The 17,192-nt window shown below is 57.0% G+C and carries 20 protein-coding genes; 9 read left to right on the forward strand and 11 right to left on the reverse strand.

Annotated features, from left to right (window positions below; translation table 11 throughout):
• Positions 1–117: 117 nt before the first annotated feature.
• From MWR57_RS00005 to MWR57_RS00015, 3 genes are all read right to left on the reverse strand, one after another.
• Complete coding sequence (locus tag MWR57_RS00005) at positions 118–342, reverse strand: type II toxin-antitoxin system RelE family toxin (RefSeq protein WP_423122727.1); 225 nt, start codon at positions 340–342, stop codon at positions 118–120.
• Positions 329–562, reverse strand: a complete 234-nt coding sequence (locus tag MWR57_RS00010; RefSeq protein ID WP_423122728.1) for a CopG family transcriptional regulator — start codon at positions 560–562, stop codon at positions 329–331. The genes MWR57_RS00005 and MWR57_RS00010 overlap by 14 nt, the downstream gene beginning before the upstream one ends.
• Positions 563–895: 333 nt before the next feature.
• The gene (locus tag MWR57_RS00015; protein WP_423122729.1) at positions 896–1,204 is read right to left on the reverse strand and encodes a hypothetical protein; all 309 of its coding nucleotides are present in this window, start codon (positions 1,202–1,204) and stop codon (positions 896–898) included.
• Positions 1,205–1,672: 468 nt separating this feature from the next.
• On the opposite strand from MWR57_RS00015, the gene MWR57_RS00020 reads away from it, so the two are divergent.
• The 9 genes from MWR57_RS00020 to MWR57_RS00060 all read left to right on the forward strand — a co-directional run bounded on the left by MWR57_RS00020 (position 1,673) and on the right by MWR57_RS00060 (position 10,734).
• Positions 1,673–3,160 carry a hypothetical protein gene (locus tag MWR57_RS00020; protein ID WP_423122730.1) on the forward strand — a complete coding sequence of 496 codons (1,488 nt, stop codon included), beginning with the start codon at positions 1,673–1,675 and terminating at the stop codon, positions 3,158–3,160.
• Entirely contained in the window at positions 3,157–3,969 is an 813-nt protein-coding gene (locus MWR57_RS00025) for a septal ring lytic transglycosylase RlpA family protein (protein WP_423122731.1), read from the forward strand. The genes MWR57_RS00020 and MWR57_RS00025 overlap by 4 nt, the downstream gene beginning before the upstream one ends.
• Before the next feature lie 111 nt (positions 3,970–4,080).
• A complete protein-coding gene (locus tag MWR57_RS00030) occupies positions 4,081–5,118 on the forward strand; it encodes a 4Fe-4S dicluster domain-containing protein (RefSeq protein WP_423122732.1) in 1,038 nt (345 codons plus the stop codon).
• A 3-nt stretch (positions 5,119–5,121) separates the two neighbouring features.
• Entirely contained in the window at positions 5,122–6,024 is a 903-nt protein-coding gene (locus tag MWR57_RS00035; protein WP_423122733.1) for an FAD/NAD(P)-binding protein, read from the forward strand.
• Position 6,025: 1 nt separating this feature from the next.
• Complete coding sequence (locus tag MWR57_RS00040) at positions 6,026–6,862, forward strand: NADH-quinone oxidoreductase subunit B family protein (RefSeq protein WP_423122734.1); 837 nt, start codon at positions 6,026–6,028, stop codon at positions 6,860–6,862.
• Positions 6,859–8,133 (forward strand): Ni/Fe hydrogenase subunit alpha, encoded by a 1,275-nt coding sequence (locus tag MWR57_RS00045; RefSeq protein WP_423122735.1) that lies wholly within the window; start codon positions 6,859–6,861, stop codon positions 8,131–8,133. The genes MWR57_RS00040 and MWR57_RS00045 overlap by 4 nt, the downstream gene beginning before the upstream one ends.
• A gap of 116 nt (positions 8,134–8,249) precedes the next feature.
• A complete protein-coding gene (locus MWR57_RS00050) occupies positions 8,250–8,918 on the forward strand; it encodes a PilZ domain-containing protein (protein ID WP_423122736.1) in 669 nt (222 codons plus the stop codon).
• Between the two features lie 83 nt (positions 8,919–9,001).
• Positions 9,002–9,868 carry a flagellar motor stator protein MotA gene (gene motA / locus MWR57_RS00055; protein WP_423122737.1) on the forward strand — a complete coding sequence of 289 codons (867 nt, stop codon included), beginning with the start codon at positions 9,002–9,004 and terminating at the stop codon, positions 9,866–9,868.
• On the forward strand, positions 9,850–10,734 hold the full coding sequence (locus MWR57_RS00060) for a flagellar motor protein MotB (RefSeq protein WP_423122738.1): 885 nt from the start codon (positions 9,850–9,852) through the stop codon (positions 10,732–10,734). Before motA ends, MWR57_RS00060 begins: the two co-directional genes overlap by 19 nt.
• A gap of 160 nt (positions 10,735–10,894) precedes the next feature.
• Here MWR57_RS00060 and MWR57_RS00065 read toward each other — a convergent pair whose 3' ends face one another.
• The 8 genes from MWR57_RS00065 to MWR57_RS00100 form a co-directional block, all read right to left on the reverse strand.
• On the reverse strand, positions 10,895–12,184 hold the full coding sequence (locus MWR57_RS00065) for an IMP cyclohydrolase (protein ID WP_423122739.1): 1,290 nt from the start codon (positions 12,182–12,184) through the stop codon (positions 10,895–10,897).
• A 103-nt stretch (positions 12,185–12,287) separates the two neighbouring features.
• Complete coding sequence (locus tag MWR57_RS00070; protein ID WP_423122740.1) at positions 12,288–12,554, reverse strand: hypothetical protein; 267 nt, start codon at positions 12,552–12,554, stop codon at positions 12,288–12,290.
• Between the two features lie 24 nt (positions 12,555–12,578).
• A complete protein-coding gene (gene thiH / locus MWR57_RS00075; protein ID WP_423122741.1) occupies positions 12,579–13,700 on the reverse strand; it encodes a 2-iminoacetate synthase ThiH in 1,122 nt (373 codons plus the stop codon).
• 2 nt (positions 13,701–13,702) lie between these two features.
• On the reverse strand, positions 13,703–14,470 hold the full coding sequence (locus tag MWR57_RS00080) for a thiazole synthase (protein WP_423122742.1): 768 nt from the start codon (positions 14,468–14,470) through the stop codon (positions 13,703–13,705).
• A 1-nt stretch (position 14,471) separates the two neighbouring features.
• On the reverse strand, positions 14,472–14,672 hold the full coding sequence (gene thiS / locus MWR57_RS00085; RefSeq protein ID WP_423122743.1) for a sulfur carrier protein ThiS: 201 nt from the start codon (positions 14,670–14,672) through the stop codon (positions 14,472–14,474).
• A complete protein-coding gene (thiF, locus tag MWR57_RS00090; protein WP_423122744.1) occupies positions 14,673–15,488 on the reverse strand; it encodes a sulfur carrier protein ThiS adenylyltransferase ThiF in 816 nt (271 codons plus the stop codon).
• Positions 15,489–15,720: 232 nt separating this feature from the next.
• The gene (gene rplQ / locus MWR57_RS00095) at positions 15,721–16,107 is read right to left on the reverse strand and encodes a 50S ribosomal protein L17 (RefSeq protein ID WP_423122745.1); all 387 of its coding nucleotides are present in this window, start codon (positions 16,105–16,107) and stop codon (positions 15,721–15,723) included.
• 19 nt (positions 16,108–16,126) lie between these two features.
• On the reverse strand, positions 16,127–17,164 hold the full coding sequence (locus MWR57_RS00100) for a DNA-directed RNA polymerase subunit alpha (protein WP_423122746.1): 1,038 nt from the start codon (positions 17,162–17,164) through the stop codon (positions 16,127–16,129).
• Positions 17,165–17,192 lie beyond the last annotated feature (28 nt).

Here is a 17,192-nt window from a genome sequence, read left to right on the forward strand (position 1 = left end):
CGCTGACGAATATTTCGAAACGCTGGACGATGCCGATTAAAAACTGGAAATCGGCGCTGAATCAGTTCAGCATCATGTTTGAAGACAGGCTGCCGGAACTTTGATCACAAAAACCATTTACACAAAATTCTTTACACACCCATCTTGTATCGAATAGATGATGCGGTAATTCCCTTGCCGAAGGCGGTACTTTTCCTGGCCGGAGAGTTTTTCGCAACCCACGGGACGGGGCTGCTCGGCAAGGCTTCCTATGCGTTCGATGATCCGTTGCAGGTCATTTTTGGGAATGGAGTCCAGGTCCTTCCTGACCGACTCTTTGAAAAAGATGCTATAGACGGCCATTGGCCTTGAGCTCTTTCAACACAGTTTCATAGGAAACCAGCGGCTCGTTGACCCGCGCCTCAAAGGCGGCCAAGTCTTCCGCATCCTCGGCCAGCGCATGACGTATCGCCTCGTTGACGATATCGGAAAGAGATCGGGATGTCACCAGCGCCTTGTGTTGAAGCGCCCGGTGCATGGCTGGGTCAAAATACACGGTTGCCCGTTTGGTGAGTGCGCCCATGGCGAATACCTCCTGCACACAATATAACGTTGTGACGTTATGGCGTCAAGCGAAAGCTATCAACATCACAGGAGGGGCATCCGGCAATTTATAAGGTATGGTGTCCCCTTATTTTGAACTCACCAGCGCCCCTACCCCTACTCCTTGCAATTTGCAATTCACCTATTTGGTGCGGATGATTGAAACTCTAATCGCGCAAGAATCCTTGCGTTCTTCAAATATCCTTGGGAACTCTTCATTGTCAGTAGTAGTTTTAATAATTAGCTTGGAAGCCTGCCCCTGTTGTTCCTGTTGATCCTTGTGATCACTCACCTGTGATCATTTCCTTAACCTTCATGATTTTCGGCCAGTATTTCCTGTTGCGGCTTTCCTTGGTGTATTCACGCTTGTCCTTGCGGTGTTTTGGCTCATTACGGGGGCAGCGCGGGATGGGGCTTGCGGCGCTCTCGCCGCGCTCTCGGCGGCTTGTTTCTCTCTCACATCCCTCCAGGCATCGCTCTCGTCCATCCTCTTAAGACGTTGCTGCGTCTGTTCATCCACAAGGTTTGGATTGACCTTTATGGTCAGGCCACCCGCAAACGCCTGTGCCTGTGTGTAGAATAAAAGCGCGGCGATAATCAAGAAAACCTTTTTGTTCCTCATGGTTCGTTTCTCCCATGTGTATTGTTAGAAGTGGCCCCACTCATTTGAACAACTTCCTGCCTTTTTTAGACGACTAACGACCCATAAGGAGCAACCGCTGGGAACTTATGCAAGTTATCCATCTCTTCCTCCTTTCTTCCTCAACTGATACTGCCTCCTACCCCATGGAACCCCTGTCAAAAAAGGCAAACCACTCCATCTACGGATGAGTCGCGCGAAATAATATCCGTGTTTTTTGAGCCCAAACAACTCAAAAAAGGAGCCTGCAAAGGGTGTAGAGAAATAATCTCCGGTTGTCAAAGAATTTCAGCCACTATATGTCAGGCATAACCTGTGGATACTTTCCCTTTCCTGCGCAAAAGCAGCGGGCAGATTCTCTTTTCCCATTGAAATTGCGGCTTGTTGCCTGTGCCGCAAATAAGGTAGTATGACGGGAACATTTATCAAGCCCGAGGATACACGTCCGCCATGCCCTTCCGCCTCACCACAAAAAACCGCGTCATCCTGCTGTTTCTCTGCCTGCTGGCTCTTGCTCTTTCCGGTTGCAAGGAAAGTAAGGCTCCGGAAAAGCCTGTTGTCCAAGAAACTCCGGCCCGCCCGCCCGGTTGCGAAAGCTGCCACCCGGAGGTCCGTCTCGACCCCAGCCACAATCTCGCCTGCACCGACTGCCACGGTGGAAACCCGAAAGGAGCAACGCAGGAGCTGGCCCATGCCGGGCTCATCAGCCAGCCCGCCCATCCGGACCAGATGCAGAAAGGCTGCGGTGGCTGCCATGCCCGGCAGGTGGCCGAGGCCGCTACTTCGCTGCATTTCACCGCAAAAAACGAGGTCAACGCTGTAAGGACAGCCTTTGGTGCCCAAGCCCCCCTTGCCTCGCTTACGCAAATCCCTACCCATGAAACAATCGGGTCCTCCCTCGATCTGGCCGACGACCTGTTGCGCCGCCGCTGCCTGCGCTGCCACGCATATAACTCCGGCGACAGCTACCCGGAAACGGTGCGCGGCACGGGCTGCGCCGCCTGCCATCTCGCCTACACCAACGGCACAATGACCAGCCATGCCTTCAGCAAATCGCCAGGGGACAGCCAGTGCCTGCACTGCCATTACGGCAACTTCGTGGGGGCCGACTATTATGGCCGCTTTGAGCACGACTTCAATCTGGAGTACCGCACCCCCTACCGCACCGATGGCAGCGAAACCCGGCCCTACGGGGTTGAGTTCCACCAGTTGGCCCCGGACATCCATCAGCAAAAAGGCATGGCCTGCATCGATTGCCACTCCGGGGCGGAACTCATGGGCGGACACAGTGGTGCCGGGAAAAAAGAAAAGGCCGTAACCTGCCTCGGTTGCCACGGCTGGCGCACAGGGTTGCCCATCCCCTTGGACAACCTGCAGGTTGAGGAGAATCGGCTGGTGCTCTTCGCCCGGCTGACCGGCAAGAAACTCGTGGTGCCCAAACTTGTCCATCCGGCCCACAAACAGTACGGAAAAAAGGCCCATTGCACCGTGTGCCACAGCCAGTGGTCCTTTAACGACCAGGGGACCCATCTGCTCCGCATCGATAACCCCGACCATCCCGCCTGGTCACGGCTCAGTGTACAGGGCAGCCGCGAGGTGGAGGAACAACTGGACAATCCCCCCGGCCAAGGGACTTCCCTGCGGGACAAGATCAACGAGGCGTCAAGCCCAAGCCTGTGGCTCAAGGGCTACGAGCTGCGTCGCTGGGAAAGCCCCCTGATCGGCATTGGGACGGACGGCATGCTCCATATCTTCCGGCCCATCCTGGACCTGCACCTCTCCATGGCGGACGCAAACAAAAAGGTACTTTTCGACAATGTGGGAGTGGCGCCCAGGCAACAGCGCTATCTCCCCTACACCCCGCACACCGTTGGCAAGGCCGGAGCATTTTTCAACGAACGGCTCACACCCAACCTGCCCACAGAGATACAACCATGATCTGCCAAAAACATATCCGAGCAATTTTCCTCCCCGCGCTCCTGTTTCTATGCGGGGCAACCTTTTCCGGCTGCACCACGGTACTCAAAAGCACCCCGCCGCCACAGGCTACACCGCCCCGGCCCAAACCCGCAGCCAAGGCAGGCCGCATCCCCGCCACGCAAAGGCCCTACCAGATTGACGGCAAAACCTACTACCCGCTGCCCTCGGCAGAAGGGTATGTGGAAACCGGCACTGCCTCCTGGTACGGCAATCCCTTCCATGGCCGCAAGACCTCAAACGGCGAGACCTACAATATGTACGATTGGACCGCGGCCCACAAGACCTTGCCCATGAACACCAGGCTTCTGGTGGAAAACCTCGACACCGGCCGCTCCACCACGGTACGGATCAATGACCGCGGCCCTTTCGTGGGGAGCAGAATCATCGATCTTTCCTACAATGTGGCCAGGGATCTCGGCATCATCAAGGCCGGAACCGGCAGGGTCCGGATCACCGCTTTGGGCGAGGCGGAAACCATCCAACTTGCAGACAACAAGACTGCGGCCCGTTTTCTGCCCCACGAGGATTTCCAGAAGGGTGATTTTTATGTGCAAATCGGCGCCTTCACCGTCCGGGAGAATGCCGACCGGTTGAAGGACAAGATGAACAGGGGGGGAAGGGAAACCGAGACCGTTCGCCATGAACGGGGCGATCAGATCTTCTACCGCGTTCAAGTCAAGGCAGGCTCAACCTTGACCGCGGCAAAACAGATGGAACAAATCTTGGCGGGCGCGGGCTTCCCCGAATCTTTCGTCGTCGCAAGATAGTTCCGCCAGCGGACAATTGCTTGACAGCCGGGGGCCGATCGTTATATCCCATAACCAAGAGACGCTCTCTTTAACGATTACGCCGTTCCCACTCTGCCGAGGAGGGCTGTCATGATCTTCAAGGTCTTCAAAAAGCAGGAGCTCGCCCGCCTTCATGAGCTGCTGGCCGTCAACATCATTGTCGGCCCCGTTACCAAGGGCAATGACCGCAACGGCAAGCCCCTGTACGACTTCGATGTGGTCTACGATTTTAACGAACTTGCCCTTGACTACACCCAGACGGTGCATTCGCCCAAACGCTTTGTCCTTCCCTACCAGGAAACCTTGTCCACCTTTGCCGTAAACCGTAACGACTGGGAAAAGCATGTGGATTTCAATGTCTACCGCCCCCTGGTCTTCTTCGGCATGCACGCCTGCGACATCAATGCCCTGAACAAGCTGGACCTGGTCCTGGCGCAAAGCACCTACCCAAACCCATACTACATGGGCAAACGAAAAAACCTCTTCATCATCGGGATTGACTGCAAGCCGGAACCCCAATGTTTCTGCCGCTCCATGGGAACCGACTCCGCCATCCACGGCTTCGACCTGTTTCTCACCGACCTGGGCGGCAAATATTTTGCCGAAATTCTTACCGCCACGGCCTTTGACCTGCTGAGCCAAATCAACTGCAAGGATCCGAGCGCCAAAGACCTCGGCCTCTACAAGCAGGCAACCAACGGGAAAAACAAGCACTACACCGCCACGGTGGAAACCTCGGATCTCACCAAGATCCTCGACCTTGAATTTGAATCCCCGGCCTGGGATGCCTGGGGCGAAAAATGTCTTTCCTGCGGCACCTGCGCCAATGTCTGCCCCACCTGTTACTGCTATGGCGTCGAAGAGCATGTCGATCTCGACCTGCAGCACGCTCGCAAGACAAAATCCCTGCACTCCTGCAACCTCATCGATTTTGCCAAGGTGGCCGGCGGCCACAACTTCCGGCCCACAAGCGCCAGCCGGTTGAAATACCGCTACTATCACAAGCATCGCGGTTTCGTGGAGGCCTTTGAAGAATCCCTCTGCGTGGGCTGCGGCCGCTGCGGCACAGCCTGCCTTGCCGACATCGCCCCTCCCGAAGTCATCGCCAGCGTCCGGGGCAAGGAATAAGCCATGCAAAACAAACTCCACTTCATCGACGTTCTCGGCGGAACCGCCGGCGCACACCGCAAGCAAGACCCGGGCAGCTTCGAATACACCCTGCCCGCCGAGATCACCAGCATCTACCCGCTCACCGCCACGGAAAAGCTCTACCAGATCCAGATCATCGACCCCGAGCTGCGCAACCGCTTCTCCTTTCAGCCTGGGCAGTTCGTCATGCTCGAGCTGCCAGGCATCGGCGAAGCGCCGTTTTCCATCTCCTCTTCCCCGGTGCGGCGCGGCGACCTTGAGCTCTGCATCCGGGCGGTGGGCAATCTCACCAATTTTCTCGCCAAGTTGGAACGGGGCGCCAGGGTGGGGATAAGCGGACCGTTCGGCACCCATTTCCCCTTGGAGAAAATGCAGGGCAACAACATTCTGCTCATCGGTGGGGGGTTGGGCATCGTGCCCCTGCGTTCACCCCTGCTGGCCGTACTGGAAAACCGGAGCAGATACGGCCGGGTGGACATCATGTACGGCGCCAAGAGTCCGGCGGAACTGCTCTTCACCTACCAGTACGAGGAATGGCAACGCTTCGACATCACCCTCGGCATTACGGTGGACAAAGCGGACAAGGCTTGGCAGGGGCGCACCGGCCTGATCACCGAACTCCTCAAGGAACGGATCGGCCAGACAACCAGCCTGCGCGAGAACACCTACGCCATCGTCTGCGGGCCGCCGGTGATGTTTCATTTCGTCTGCAAGATGTTGACCGAGGCCGGACTGCCCATGCAGAAGATGTTCGTCTCCCTGGAGCGCCGCATGCATTGCGGTCGGGGCAAATGCTGCCGCTGCAACATCGGCTCGACCTACACCTGCCTGGACGGCCCGGTCTTTGATTACTGGTCGGTGATGAACCTCAAGGAGGCGATCTGAGATGAGCGAACCACTCTCCTACCTCGGCGTCCCCCTTGCCCGGCCAAAGGTCGGCTTCTTTGAACTCAGCTCCTGCGAGGGATGCCAGTTGCAACTTTTGAACAACGAAGCCACCCTGCTGGATTTTCTCAATCTGGTGGAGATCGTCAATTTCCGCGAAGGCATGAGCGAACGCGGGGACAACTACGACATCGCCTTTGTCGAGGGCAGCGTCACCCGCAAGGACGAGATCGCCCGGCTCACCGCAATCCGCAAGCACGCCAAGATTCTGGTCGCCCTTGGCTCCTGCGCCTGCTTCGGCGGGGTCAACCAACTCAAAAACCGTTTCCGCGATCTGGAGTGGGTCAAAAAAGAGGTGTACGACGATTTTCCCATTGAGACCATGGAGGTGCATCCCCTGGCGGATTTCGTCCAGGTGGATCTCGAAATCTTCGGCTGCCCCATCAAGAAGGAGGAGGTCGAAAGAATCGTCACCGATCTGGTGCTGGGCAAAACGGTACGCCATCCGGAATACCCGGTATGCATGGAATGCAAGGCCAACGAAAACATTTGCCTGTTCGAGCTCGGCGAGCCCTGCCTCGGCCCGGTCACCCGGGCGGGCTGCGATGCCTGGTGCCCCAGCAACCGCAGAGGGTGCTGGGGTTGCCGCGGCCCGGCTGACGGGGCCAACATCAAACAACTGGAAGAAATCATGCGCACCTACGGTTTTGACCGCGAGACCATCCTCGACCGGTTGGAATGTTTCGGCGGCTTTGCCTCTTTCGCCGACACACTCCGCCCCAAGGCCAAAAAATCCCCGGTCACTCAAAAGGCCCCGGCCGGAAGGAAAAAATCATGAAGCTCTCCTGCGAGGTCAATGTCCACCACCTGACCCGGGTGGAAGGCCACGGCAACATCCACATCAGCATCAAGAACGGGGTGGTCAAAAAGGCGCAATGGGAGGTGGTGGAAACGCCGCGCTTTTTTGAGGCCATGCTGGTGGGCAAGCACTGGGAAAACGCCCCCTATATCTGCGGGCGAATCTGCGGGATCTGCTCCATCGGCCATACCCTGGCCAGCATTCGGTCGGTGGAAAATGCCTTCGGCATCACGCCTTCGACCCAGACCGCGAACCTGAGGCTCCTGCTCAAGCACATGGAAACCCTGCAGAGCCATATCCTGCACCTGTTCTTTCTTGCGGCCCCTGATTTCCTCGGCGCGGGCAGCGTTCTGCCCCTGGCCACAACCCACCCGGAGGTGGTGCAGCGCGCTCTGCGCCTCAAGCTGCTGGCCAACGATGCCTGCGACATCATCGGCGGCAGACGTTTGCACCCCACCCGAACCGTGGTGGGCGGCTTCACCATGCTGCCGGAAAAAGGGGCGCTGGAAAAGATCCGCCAGCGGCTGCTGGCCTCGGTGCCGGACCTGCTCGCCTCGGCGGAGCTGTTTCAAACCTTTGCCCTCCCGGATTTCAGCCGGGAAACGGAATTCGTCTCCCTCAAGGGCGACACCAACTATCCCTTTATCGGCGGCGGGCTTGTCTCAACGGATGGGGTCGTCAAAAAGGAAAGCCAGTACCGGGCCATGACCAATGAATACTGCCAAAAGGGCTTCACCTCCAAGCTGAGCAAACTCTCCCGGCCCTCCTTTGCCGTGGGCGCCTTGGCCCGGCTGAACAACAATTTTACCAAGCTTCACCCCACCGCACGGGAGATTTCCAAGTTCCTCGGCCTCGTGCCGGTGAACCACAACCCCTATATGGGCAATGTGGCCCAATTGGTGGAGTGCGTGCAGGTGGTGCTCGATTCCGTACAACTCATCGACACCCTGCTGGGCAGCCCCTGGCAGGAAGCGCGCCAACCTGTAAAAGCGAAAAAAGGGGAAGGGGTCGGCGCGGTGGAGGTTCCCCGGGGCATTCTCTACCATTATTATCAGTTCGACAAAGAGGGCAAGGTGGTCAAAGCGGACTGCGTCATCCCCACCAGCCAGAACCACGCCAACATCCTGCACGACATCGAGGCCCTGGCCAGCCAATACGCCCGAACCGGAAAAAAAGACCAGGAGATCGAGCTGCTGGCCGAGATGCTAGTGCGAGCCTACGACCCCTGCATCTCCTGCTCGGTGCATTAGCCTCTTCGCTATGCCATGACACTCAGGCAGAGCAGCGGCATTCTCCGCGCAAAAAATTATTCCAAATTCCCCGCAACCGGGTATGATATCCAGTATTTCATAAGGGATTTACACGCATGCCAACTGACAGCCCTGCAAACACCAGCGTCCAGAATCGCCGGGAAAATTTCCGGATCGACGATCTGCTGGCAACATCGGTACGAAAAGTCGCAGACGGCGTCCTGCCCGTGGCCAGAATGATTCCGGTGGCGCTTTCCGATTCGGGAAGACTCGGCGCCGGCATGAAGCTGCTTTCCCATGAAATCGACCCATCCTTTACCCTGATGATCCTCGAGGCCGAGGCCAAGCTGGGCGTCCTCCTGGATTTCTACAAACTCCCGCGCCAGAACGAAGAGAAAGACTCCCAGCCCTCAATGACCAAGTTGCTCCTCCAGATCAACACCAAGCTCGACTCCCTTCTTGATTTTCATCGTATTACCCGGCGACAGAATGCAACACGGGTTAAAGAGGTAAGCCTGAGTGCCAGTGGGATCAAGCTTACCTCCCATGAACCGCTTGCGGTTGGAGATCTTGTTGAAGTCCACATGCTCCTGACCACGGATCAACCCTGCTGGGTCGTGGTCGGCGGGTCGGTTGCCCGGGCAACCCCCCTCCCCGGAGGGGACGGCTGCCTGGTGGCTATTCAGTTTACCACGACAAATGGGGCTATCCAGGAGGCCATTGCCACCTATGCGCTCAAGAAACAAAAAGAACAACGCATCAGTCAACGCTTGCTTGAACCCTGACCTTTCCGGTTTCACGGGAAAAAACCCGCGCCAACCGTAAAAAAGATAACGACATAGACATTTCATAGGGAACCAAAAACAAAATGCTCACAATCATCGGCATAGCAGTTGTTTTAGGGTCGGTCATCGCCGGCTACGCCATGGCAAAGGGAAATTTCCACGTCCTTTTCCAACCCGCCGAAGTAGTCATCATCTTCGGCGCCGCCATCGGCAGCCTGATCATTTCCTCGCCGGCCAAGGCGTTAAAGGTCATTATCGGGCATCTCGGCGGCATCTTTTCCGATTCCCACATGAACAAGGCGCATTATCTGGAGCTGCTGCTGCTCATGAATGCCGTCTTTTTCAAGATCAAGAAAGAGGGGCTGGTCGCCATTGAGGCAGACATCGAAGACCACGAAAAAAGTCCGCTCTTTCAAAAATACGCCAACATCATGAAGGACCGCGAAGCGGCCGATTTCATCTGTGATACGGTGCGCACCATGCTCAGCGCCAATTACCCGGCCTACGAACTGGACAATCTCATGGAGATCGACCTGGAGGCCAACCAGCATGAACGGATGCTGCCCGCCCACAGCATCACCCGGATCGGCGATGCCCTGCCCGGCCTGGGTATCGTTGCGGCGGTTCTCGGCATTGTTGTCACCATGGGATATATCAACGAATCCGCCGAGGTTCTGGGCCACCATATCGGCGCGGCCCTGGTCGGCACCTTCTTCGGCGTGCTAGCCTGTTACGGATTCGTCGGACCCATGGGAACCAAGCTGGAGCATCATGCCCATGAGCGCGAAACCTATCTGCGGGTGATCAAGACCTCGCTGCTCGCCGCGTATTCCACCAGCTTCATGGTCCAATTCGCCGTTGAGGCTGGCAGACGGGCCATCCCCGGAGACGATCGCCCCTCCTTCAACGAGGTTGAGGAGGCCATCAAGAAGTGGAAGACAAAAGCATAATCATCAAGAAGGTCAAGAAGGTCCAGGGCGGCGGCCACCACGGCGGCAGTTGGAAGGTGGCCTTTGCCGATTTCATGACGGGCATGATGGCTTTTTTCCTCCTCATGTGGCTGGTCAACATGACCACCAAGCCGCAAAAGGAAGAGCTCGCCAAATATTTCCAGGAGTACAGCATCTTTGCTGAGGGCGGCGCAGGCGGAACCACCCAGATGATCTCCACGGAACAAGCACAGCCCGCCGCCCAGATCACCATCGCGCAAACCCCGGCGTCCGGCGAAACAGAAGGCGAAGCCAGCCCTGCAGGTTTGGAACAGCTTAAAAACAAACTGCAGCAGGAGATCGAGCAGCGACTCGCCGACCTTAAGGATCAGGTACGCATCGAGGTTGTTGAAGGCGGGGTCAAGGTGGATATCATGGACAAGGAAGGAAACCCCATGTTCCCTCTCGGCAGCACGACCCTGACCGAAAGCGGCCAAAAAATCCTCAAAGTACTCTGCGACAACATCAAGAGCACCTCAAGCCGCGTTGAAATCGAGGGCCACACCGATGCCGTGAGCTACGCGAATAGAGAGTTCGGCAACTGGGAGCTTTCCACGGCCAGGGCCTCGGCCGCCAGGGTCGAAGTGGAAAAAAACGGCATCCCTTCCAGCAGGCTGCGTCGGGTCTCCGGGTATGCCGCCACGGAACCGATTATCAAGGAAAACCCTTTTGACCCCCGCAACCGGAGGATAAGCCTGCGCCTCTATCCGGAAAAACAGAGCAAGACGCCAACCCCGCCCCAGTCGCAGGCCCAGCCGCAGCAGCAGGGTCCGGCCCAGGTCGCGCCCAAAGCCGTACCTCAAGTTCACCCAGCACGGATGAAATAAACCCAACGCAACCTGTTGTGTTCCCCGACTCGCATCCCCTTCAATAAACCGGCGGGGACACTTGATGCGGACCGCCATTGCACAATGGCCGAAGCGATCTGCACAAAAAAAGCCCGACCTGAAAAGGCCGGGCTTTTTTTGTGCAGATCCTGCTGTATTTCTAGTGTTTGAAAGACCTTTGCCCCGTGAACTTCATGGCCACCTGCGGCTTGGCCTCGTTGCAGGCCTGGATGGTCTCAAAGTCGCGCATGGAACCGCCCGCCTGGAGGATGGCGGAGACTCCCTGGCGGATGCCGACATCCGCGCCGTCGCGGTACGGGAAAAAGGCGTCGGAAATCATCACCGAACCGGGCAATCCTGCCTTGTCCGCCTTGGTCTGGGAGTCTATTTTTTCCTGATCCGCCTTGTTCCTTTTGCCCTGTTCGATCTCCAGCACCATGTCCGCATAGGGCAGGCCGAAGGTGTCGAAGCAGAGCATGTCGGCATACTTGGTATAGGCCTTGTACACCGCGATGTCGGCCACGCCGACCCGGTCCTGCTCGCCGGTGCCGATGCCCACCGTGCAGCCGTCCTTCACATAGATGACCGAGTTGGAGGTCACCCCGTGCTCCACGGCCCAGCCGAAGAGCATGTCGTCGATCTCCCGCTGAGTGGGCTCGCGCTCCACCTTGTATTCCTGCCCCTTTGCGGTGCAGACCGCGGGCTTGAGGTCCGCCACGGAACGGATGGAATTCACCGCCGACTGCTGGACAATAAGCCCGCCATCGATCAGGCTCTTGAAATCCACATAGCGGTATTTCTCATAATCAGCGAGCCGGTCGATACGGCTGATCCGCACGACGCGCAGATTCTTGCGGGCCGCGAGGATCTCCAGGGTGCCTGCCTCGAACTCCGGAGCGCAAACAACTTCCAGGTAGTTCTTGCTCAAGAGCTCGGCGGTTTCCTTGTCGCAGGGCCGATTGAGAATCACCGCCCCGCCAAAGGCGGCGATGCGGTCCGCCCGGTTGGCCCGGTCGTAGGCGCGGGCCAAGGTCTCGCTGCAGGCAGCGCCGCAGGGGTTGTTGTGCTTGAGAATCACCGCGGCCGGGCGATCCATGAGATACTTGATGATATTCAGGCCGTTGTCGATGTCGGTAAGGTTGATCTTGCCGGGATGCTTGCCCACCTGGAGCATGTCTTCGACATTGATCCCGCTGACCAGCCCCTTGCCCGGCTCGATGAACCGGCAGTCGCCCAGCACCAGATTGCCGTTGGTCAGCTCGTAGAGAGCCGCCTCCTGATCCGGGTTTTCGCCGTAGCGCACCCCCCGCTCATCAACGCTGCCGTCCTCGGCCACGATCTTCCAGGTCTTCTTCCGGTAAACCAGCTCCTGGTCGCCAAAGGTGATCTTCATCTCCATGGGAAAGTGGTCACCAAGAATGGTGGTGTACATTTTCTTCAAATCTGCCATTGGGTTCACCCCTCCGTCCTTATTGGTTAACATCATCAAAACGTCTAAATTCAAGCCGTCCTGTGAAGCATCTTCGACTTGAATGAACTGGCAGGCAACATTACTACCACACTTGTTCACGCCACGGCTTTTCGGTCAAGCCGCGATAGCGACCGGCAAGCATGCCAAAAACGAGCCCAAATGACGAAACAAAAAACGTGGCCAAAGATGCTAAAAAACATCCAATAAAGAAACCCTTCAAAAGAGGGAGAGCCAACAAAACTGCGCCAATCATAAGCAAACCAAAGCCTAATCCGGAGAGCCCGGCGATAATAGCAATAACCCAGAATTTGGGCTTATCTCTCGGGATGAATGGACGGCCTTGGCTCATGACACCTAACCATATATTTATCGTTCAGGCAGCCTGCTGCCTGTCTTCCTTTGTTTGAAAAACAGCATCCCAATCCTTGCGGACCGGATCAAAACCCTTCTGCTGGATGGCGGCGCTCACCTCGGCAAGGCTCCGGTTATCGCCAACCTCAAACTGCTCTCCCCCCGCGTCTGCCAAGCCGTAGCCGCCCGGCGCCGTGCATGAGCCCGCCGAATAACGGGTCGGGCCAAGACCGATCATGCCGTCGCGGTACCGGGCCTCCTCCCTGGTCGAGAGATACAACCCGACATCCGGATCAAACATCCGCAGGGCAAAGATCATCTGGCTGAGGTTTCTTTCGCTCACCGGAGCCAGCGGCTTGAATTCCCCTTGCGCCGGACGCATGCGCGGAAAGGAGACGGTAAGTCCGGTCCGCCAGTAATGCTTCCTCAGCCAGGCAAGATGGAGGCCCAGGGCAAGCCCTTCCGCCCGCCAGTCCGCAAGGCCCAAGAGAGCGCCGATTCCGACCTCCCGCATCCCGGCAGCCGCTGCCCTGGCGGGAGTTTCCAACCGATAGTCAAAATCAGCCTTGCGCCCGGCTAGATGCACCTGCTTGTATATGTCCCGGTCATAGGTTTCCTGATACACAGCCACGGAGGTAATGCCGGCCTGGAAAAGCCGGGCATATTCCTCGGTTGCCAGGGGCTGCACCTCGATGGACAAGGCGGCAAAACGGCCGCGCAGCCGCAGGGCCAATTCTTCGAGATACTCCACGCCAACCTTGGCAGGGGCCTCCCCGGAAACGAGAAGAAGATGGCTGAATCCGCGCTGGTGCAGGATCATGGCCTCGCTTTCCGCCTCGGCAAAGGTCAAAACCCGCCGGTCAATGGCATTGCCCGCCGAAAAACCGCAATAGGCGCAGCGATTGGTGCAGAAACTCGAGAGATACACCGGCGCATACATCTGGATGGTCCGGCCGAAACGCTGACTGGTAATGGCACCGGAGCGTTTGGCCATGGCGGAAAGATGCGGTTCGGCCGCAGGGGAGAGCAGGGCGGCAAGCCCATTCAGGCCGGGGCTCCCGGAACGCAGCGCCAGCAAAACCTCGACCTCGGTGGCGCGGTTGATGGCATCCTGCAATGCTGGAAAGTCGGGGATCGTGAACATGGCTACCGCAAGAACCCAAGCCCATCGTCGGGCGAAGAGGGGGCGGCATCCTTGCTTACCGCGCCAAGGCCTGCTTCGTAAGCAATCCGTCCCGCCTGCACCGCCATGGCAAAGGCCCGGGCCATCCGCACCGGATCGCCGGCCACGGCAATGGCCGTGTTGACCAGCACCGCATCGGCGCCCATTTCCATGGCCTCGGCCACGTGGGATGGCGCGCCAAGTCCTGCGTCAACAATGACCGGCACCTGGGCCTGGGCAATGATGATCTCGATCTGAAACCGGGTCAGCACCCCCTGATTGGTGCCGATGGGCGAACCAAGGGGCATGACGGCAACCGCGCCTGCGTCTTGGAGGCGAAGGGCCAAAATCGGATCGGCGTTGATGTAGGGCAGCACCTTGAACCCTTCCTTGACCAATTCCTCAGTGGCCTTCAGGGTCTCGATGGGATCGGGAAGCAGGGTTCTCGGATCGGGAGTCACCTCGAGCTTGAGCCATTCTCCGCCACCGGAAGCGCGAGCCAACCGGGCCAGCCGAATCGCTTCGCCCGCATCCCGCGCCCCGGAGGTATTGGGCAAAAACAGGTAGCGGTCGCGGTCCAGCACGCTCATGATATCATCGGCCGGGTTGTTGAGATCAACGCGACGCAGGGCCACGGTGACCATCTCACAGCCAGAGGCGGCAAGCGCCTCCTTCATGACCTCCGGCGAGGAAAACTTCCCGGTGCCGCCAAAAAGCCGTGAGCGAAATTTTCTCCCCGCAATGGTCAACATCTCAACCGCCCCCCACAAACCGTATCAATTCAAGGACCGAGCCATCCTGCAATACATGGCTCGCATATTCTTCCCGGGTCAATATCTTCCCGTCGCACTCAACCACCACGGACGAGGCATCCAGACCGAGCTGGCTGAGATAATCAGCCACCCGGGTTCCGGATGGCGTTTCCTGCGCTTCGCCGTTGCAGAGAATTTTCATCTACGCAGCCTCATTCCCCTCGCCTAAGAGAAGGCGAACCACCTGGTTTGCCTGATGATGGGCGGCAATCCCAACCCTGGCCGCCATGAGTCCTTGTCCCGGCGACGCGCCGCTTACTTCATCGCCGACGATATAAACGCCGGGATACAATCGCCTGGTCCGAATCGCATTATTCTCGCCGTATCCGGCAAGTCCCGAGGCGCACACATAGAAAACCCCGGGAAGATTATGCAAAGCGGCCCGCAAACCGGCAGCCTTCATGGCCGGGTCATCGAAACACTCGACCAGGGCATGGACATCATGAAACAACCCGCCGATATCATCTTCAGCAAGCCGCCTGTCCATAAGGGTCACGGCGACATGGGGATTCACCCGCTGCAGAATATCCCGCAACGCCGCGGTTTTCTTCTGGCCGATCTGATCCACAAAATACTGCTGCCGGTTAAGATTGGTGGGTTCCACCACATCATAATCGGCAAGAAGGAGTCCGCCGATGCCCATGCGCGCCAGAGCGATTGCCACCAGGGATCCAAGGCCTCCCAAACCCATGATCCCGACCACCTTTGTTTGCAGACGAGTCTGCACGCCTGGGCTGTGCCGGGCAAACAAGAGCCGCCGCATCTCTTTCGCGGAAGGGACCTTTCCCCGCTTCCACAACCAGCATTGATCGCCATCGGTCAAAATGGTTTGCAAGGACGCAGGATAGCCGTTGACGAGCAGGATGTCTGCCTCGCCACTCGCAGCATGATCCTTCACCAGGTCGGCAAGGGTCATTCCGGCCTGGAAGGAAACCTCTTTTTCATTTACCCGCAGCATGCCATGATGCCCTTTTGCTCAAGCCAGCAAAAACAGTAATACTAACCGACAGACACCGGCGATGGTATCGTTTTTTTTCATCTTCTCCGGCCGCCGCCGCGCTAAGAAACCAGCAACCAGCCAAGTCGACCCGCACAAGAGGCGGGCCTGCCCCCCTGAGTTTTCGACAAAAAAAAGCTGGCTTGAACAGTACGTTCAAGCCAGCCTCGACTTTTCAACCCAGCGGTAAAGACTAATTATCCTCTTTTACCTCTTTCACTGCACCATAATTCACCAGCTCAAGGATAGCCATTTCGGCTGCATCACCAAGGCGATTGCCGGTTCTGATAATTCGGGTATACCCGCCATCACGGGTCATGTATTCATCCTTGAGGACATCAAAAAGTTTAGCCACAACCTTTTTGTCCTGCATGAACGACAAGGCCTGACGACGGGCATGAAGATCGCCACGTTTTGCCAGGGTAATCATCTGGTCAGCCACCTTGCGCACTTCCTTGGCCTTGGGGGTGGTGGTAATAATTCTCTCATGCTCGATCAGAGAGGTAACCATATTGCGCACCATGGCTTGACGGTTGGATGTTGTCCTGCCAAGTCTCTTGCCTGCTTTTCTATGTCTCATAACTACCCTCTTCCCGGATTTATGACTGCTCTTCAGACACTTTGTCTGACACGACAGGAGGCTCCCAGCCTTCTAATTTCATGCCCAGCGAAAGCTCCATCTCAGACAGCAACTGCTTGATCTCATTGAGAGATTTACGACCAAAGTTTTTGGTCTTCAGCATCTCCGCCTCGGATTTCTGCACCAGCTCGCCGATATAACGGATATCCGCATTACGGAGGCAATTTGCTGAACGGACGGAAAGTTCAAGATCCTCCACGCTACGGTAGAGGTTCTCATTGACAGGCGACCGATTGTCAACGCGTGCATCATCAATGGCTGGCTCAACAGATTCTTCATCAAAAGCGATAAAGACCTGCAATTGTTCCTTCATTATTTTTGCTGCATAGGCCAAGGCATCCTCGGGCCTTACACTGCCATCGGTGGTAATTTCCAAGGTCAGCTTGTCGTAATCGGTCTGCTGACCAACACGGGCCTGACTGACAAGGGACTTCACGTTGACAATGGGTGTAAAAATAGCATCGATGGGAATTACCCCGATCACTTGCTCTTCGGGCTTGTTTTTCTCGGCAGGGACATATCCTTTACCCCATTTCACCTCAAATTCAGCCTTGAAAACACCCTCGCCGGTGATGGTGCAAATCTCCTTATCGGGATTCATAACCTCCACCTTGCCCCCGGAGAGAATATCCCCGGCCGTAACCGTGCCCAACTTGTTCTTTTCAATCCGGACGACCTGGGAGCCGGGAGTATTAAGTTTCAAGCGCACTTCTTTCAGATTAAGGATGATCTGGGTAACGTCTTCCTTAACCCCGGGAATGGTTGACAACTCATGCAGGGCGCCATCGATTTTCACCGAGGTAATAGCCGCCCCCTGGATGGAAGACAAAAGAATCCTCCGCAGGGAATTCCCGATAGTCGTGGCAAAACCCCGCTCCAAAGGCTGACAGATAAATTTGCCGAAACTTTTTGTATGGCTGTCCTGGTCTACTTCCAGTCTTTCAGGAATGATAAGCTCATGCCAATTTCTGTAAAACGGATCAGACGCAAGTGTCATGGTTTCCTAATGCTCCACGGTTGGCTAA

This window comes from Hydrosulfovibrio ferrireducens (assembly GCF_046883345.1).
GTDB lineage: Bacteria > Desulfobacterota > Desulfobulbia > Desulfobulbales > Desulfurivibrionaceae > Thiovibrio > Thiovibrio ferrireducens.

What these genes read in the sequence shown, in the direction of transcription:
- MWR57_RS00005 (WP_423122727.1), bottom strand. Translation starts at nt 342, where the DNA reads ATGGCCGTCTATAGCATCTTTTTCAAAGAGTCGGTCAGGAAGGACCTG.
- MWR57_RS00010 (WP_423122728.1), bottom strand. Translation starts at nt 562, where the DNA reads ATGGGCGCACTCACCAAACGGGCAACCGTGTATTTTGACCCAGCCATG.
- MWR57_RS00015 (WP_423122729.1), bottom strand. Translation starts at nt 1,204, where the DNA reads ATGAGGAACAAAAAGGTTTTCTTGATTATCGCCGCGCTTTTATTCTAC.
- MWR57_RS00020 (WP_423122730.1), top strand. Translation starts at nt 1,673, where the DNA reads ATGCCCTTCCGCCTCACCACAAAAAACCGCGTCATCCTGCTGTTTCTC.
- MWR57_RS00025 (WP_423122731.1), top strand. Translation starts at nt 3,157, where the DNA reads ATGATCTGCCAAAAACATATCCGAGCAATTTTCCTCCCCGCGCTCCTG.
- MWR57_RS00030 (WP_423122732.1), top strand. Translation starts at nt 4,081, where the DNA reads ATGATCTTCAAGGTCTTCAAAAAGCAGGAGCTCGCCCGCCTTCATGAG.
- MWR57_RS00035 (WP_423122733.1), top strand. Translation starts at nt 5,122, where the DNA reads ATGCAAAACAAACTCCACTTCATCGACGTTCTCGGCGGAACCGCCGGC.
- MWR57_RS00040 (WP_423122734.1), top strand. Translation starts at nt 6,026, where the DNA reads ATGAGCGAACCACTCTCCTACCTCGGCGTCCCCCTTGCCCGGCCAAAG.
- MWR57_RS00045 (WP_423122735.1), top strand. Translation starts at nt 6,859, where the DNA reads ATGAAGCTCTCCTGCGAGGTCAATGTCCACCACCTGACCCGGGTGGAA.
- MWR57_RS00050 (WP_423122736.1), top strand. Translation starts at nt 8,250, where the DNA reads ATGCCAACTGACAGCCCTGCAAACACCAGCGTCCAGAATCGCCGGGAA.
- motA (WP_423122737.1), top strand. Translation starts at nt 9,002, where the DNA reads ATGCTCACAATCATCGGCATAGCAGTTGTTTTAGGGTCGGTCATCGCC.
- MWR57_RS00065 (WP_423122739.1), bottom strand. Translation starts at nt 12,184, where the DNA reads ATGGCAGATTTGAAGAAAATGTACACCACCATTCTTGGTGACCACTTT.
- MWR57_RS00070 (WP_423122740.1), bottom strand. Translation starts at nt 12,554, where the DNA reads ATGAGCCAAGGCCGTCCATTCATCCCGAGAGATAAGCCCAAATTCTGG.
- thiH (WP_423122741.1), bottom strand. Translation starts at nt 13,700, where the DNA reads ATGTTCACGATCCCCGACTTTCCAGCATTGCAGGATGCCATCAACCGC.
- MWR57_RS00080 (WP_423122742.1), bottom strand. Translation starts at nt 14,470, where the DNA reads ATGTTGACCATTGCGGGGAGAAAATTTCGCTCACGGCTTTTTGGCGGC.
- thiS (WP_423122743.1), bottom strand. Translation starts at nt 14,672, where the DNA reads ATGAAAATTCTCTGCAACGGCGAAGCGCAGGAAACGCCATCCGGAACC.
- thiF (WP_423122744.1), bottom strand. Translation starts at nt 15,488, where the DNA reads ATGCTGCGGGTAAATGAAAAAGAGGTTTCCTTCCAGGCCGGAATGACC.
- rplQ (WP_423122745.1), bottom strand. Translation starts at nt 16,107, where the DNA reads ATGAGACATAGAAAAGCAGGCAAGAGACTTGGCAGGACAACATCCAAC.
- MWR57_RS00100 (WP_423122746.1), bottom strand. Translation starts at nt 17,164, where the DNA reads ATGACACTTGCGTCTGATCCGTTTTACAGAAATTGGCATGAGCTTATC.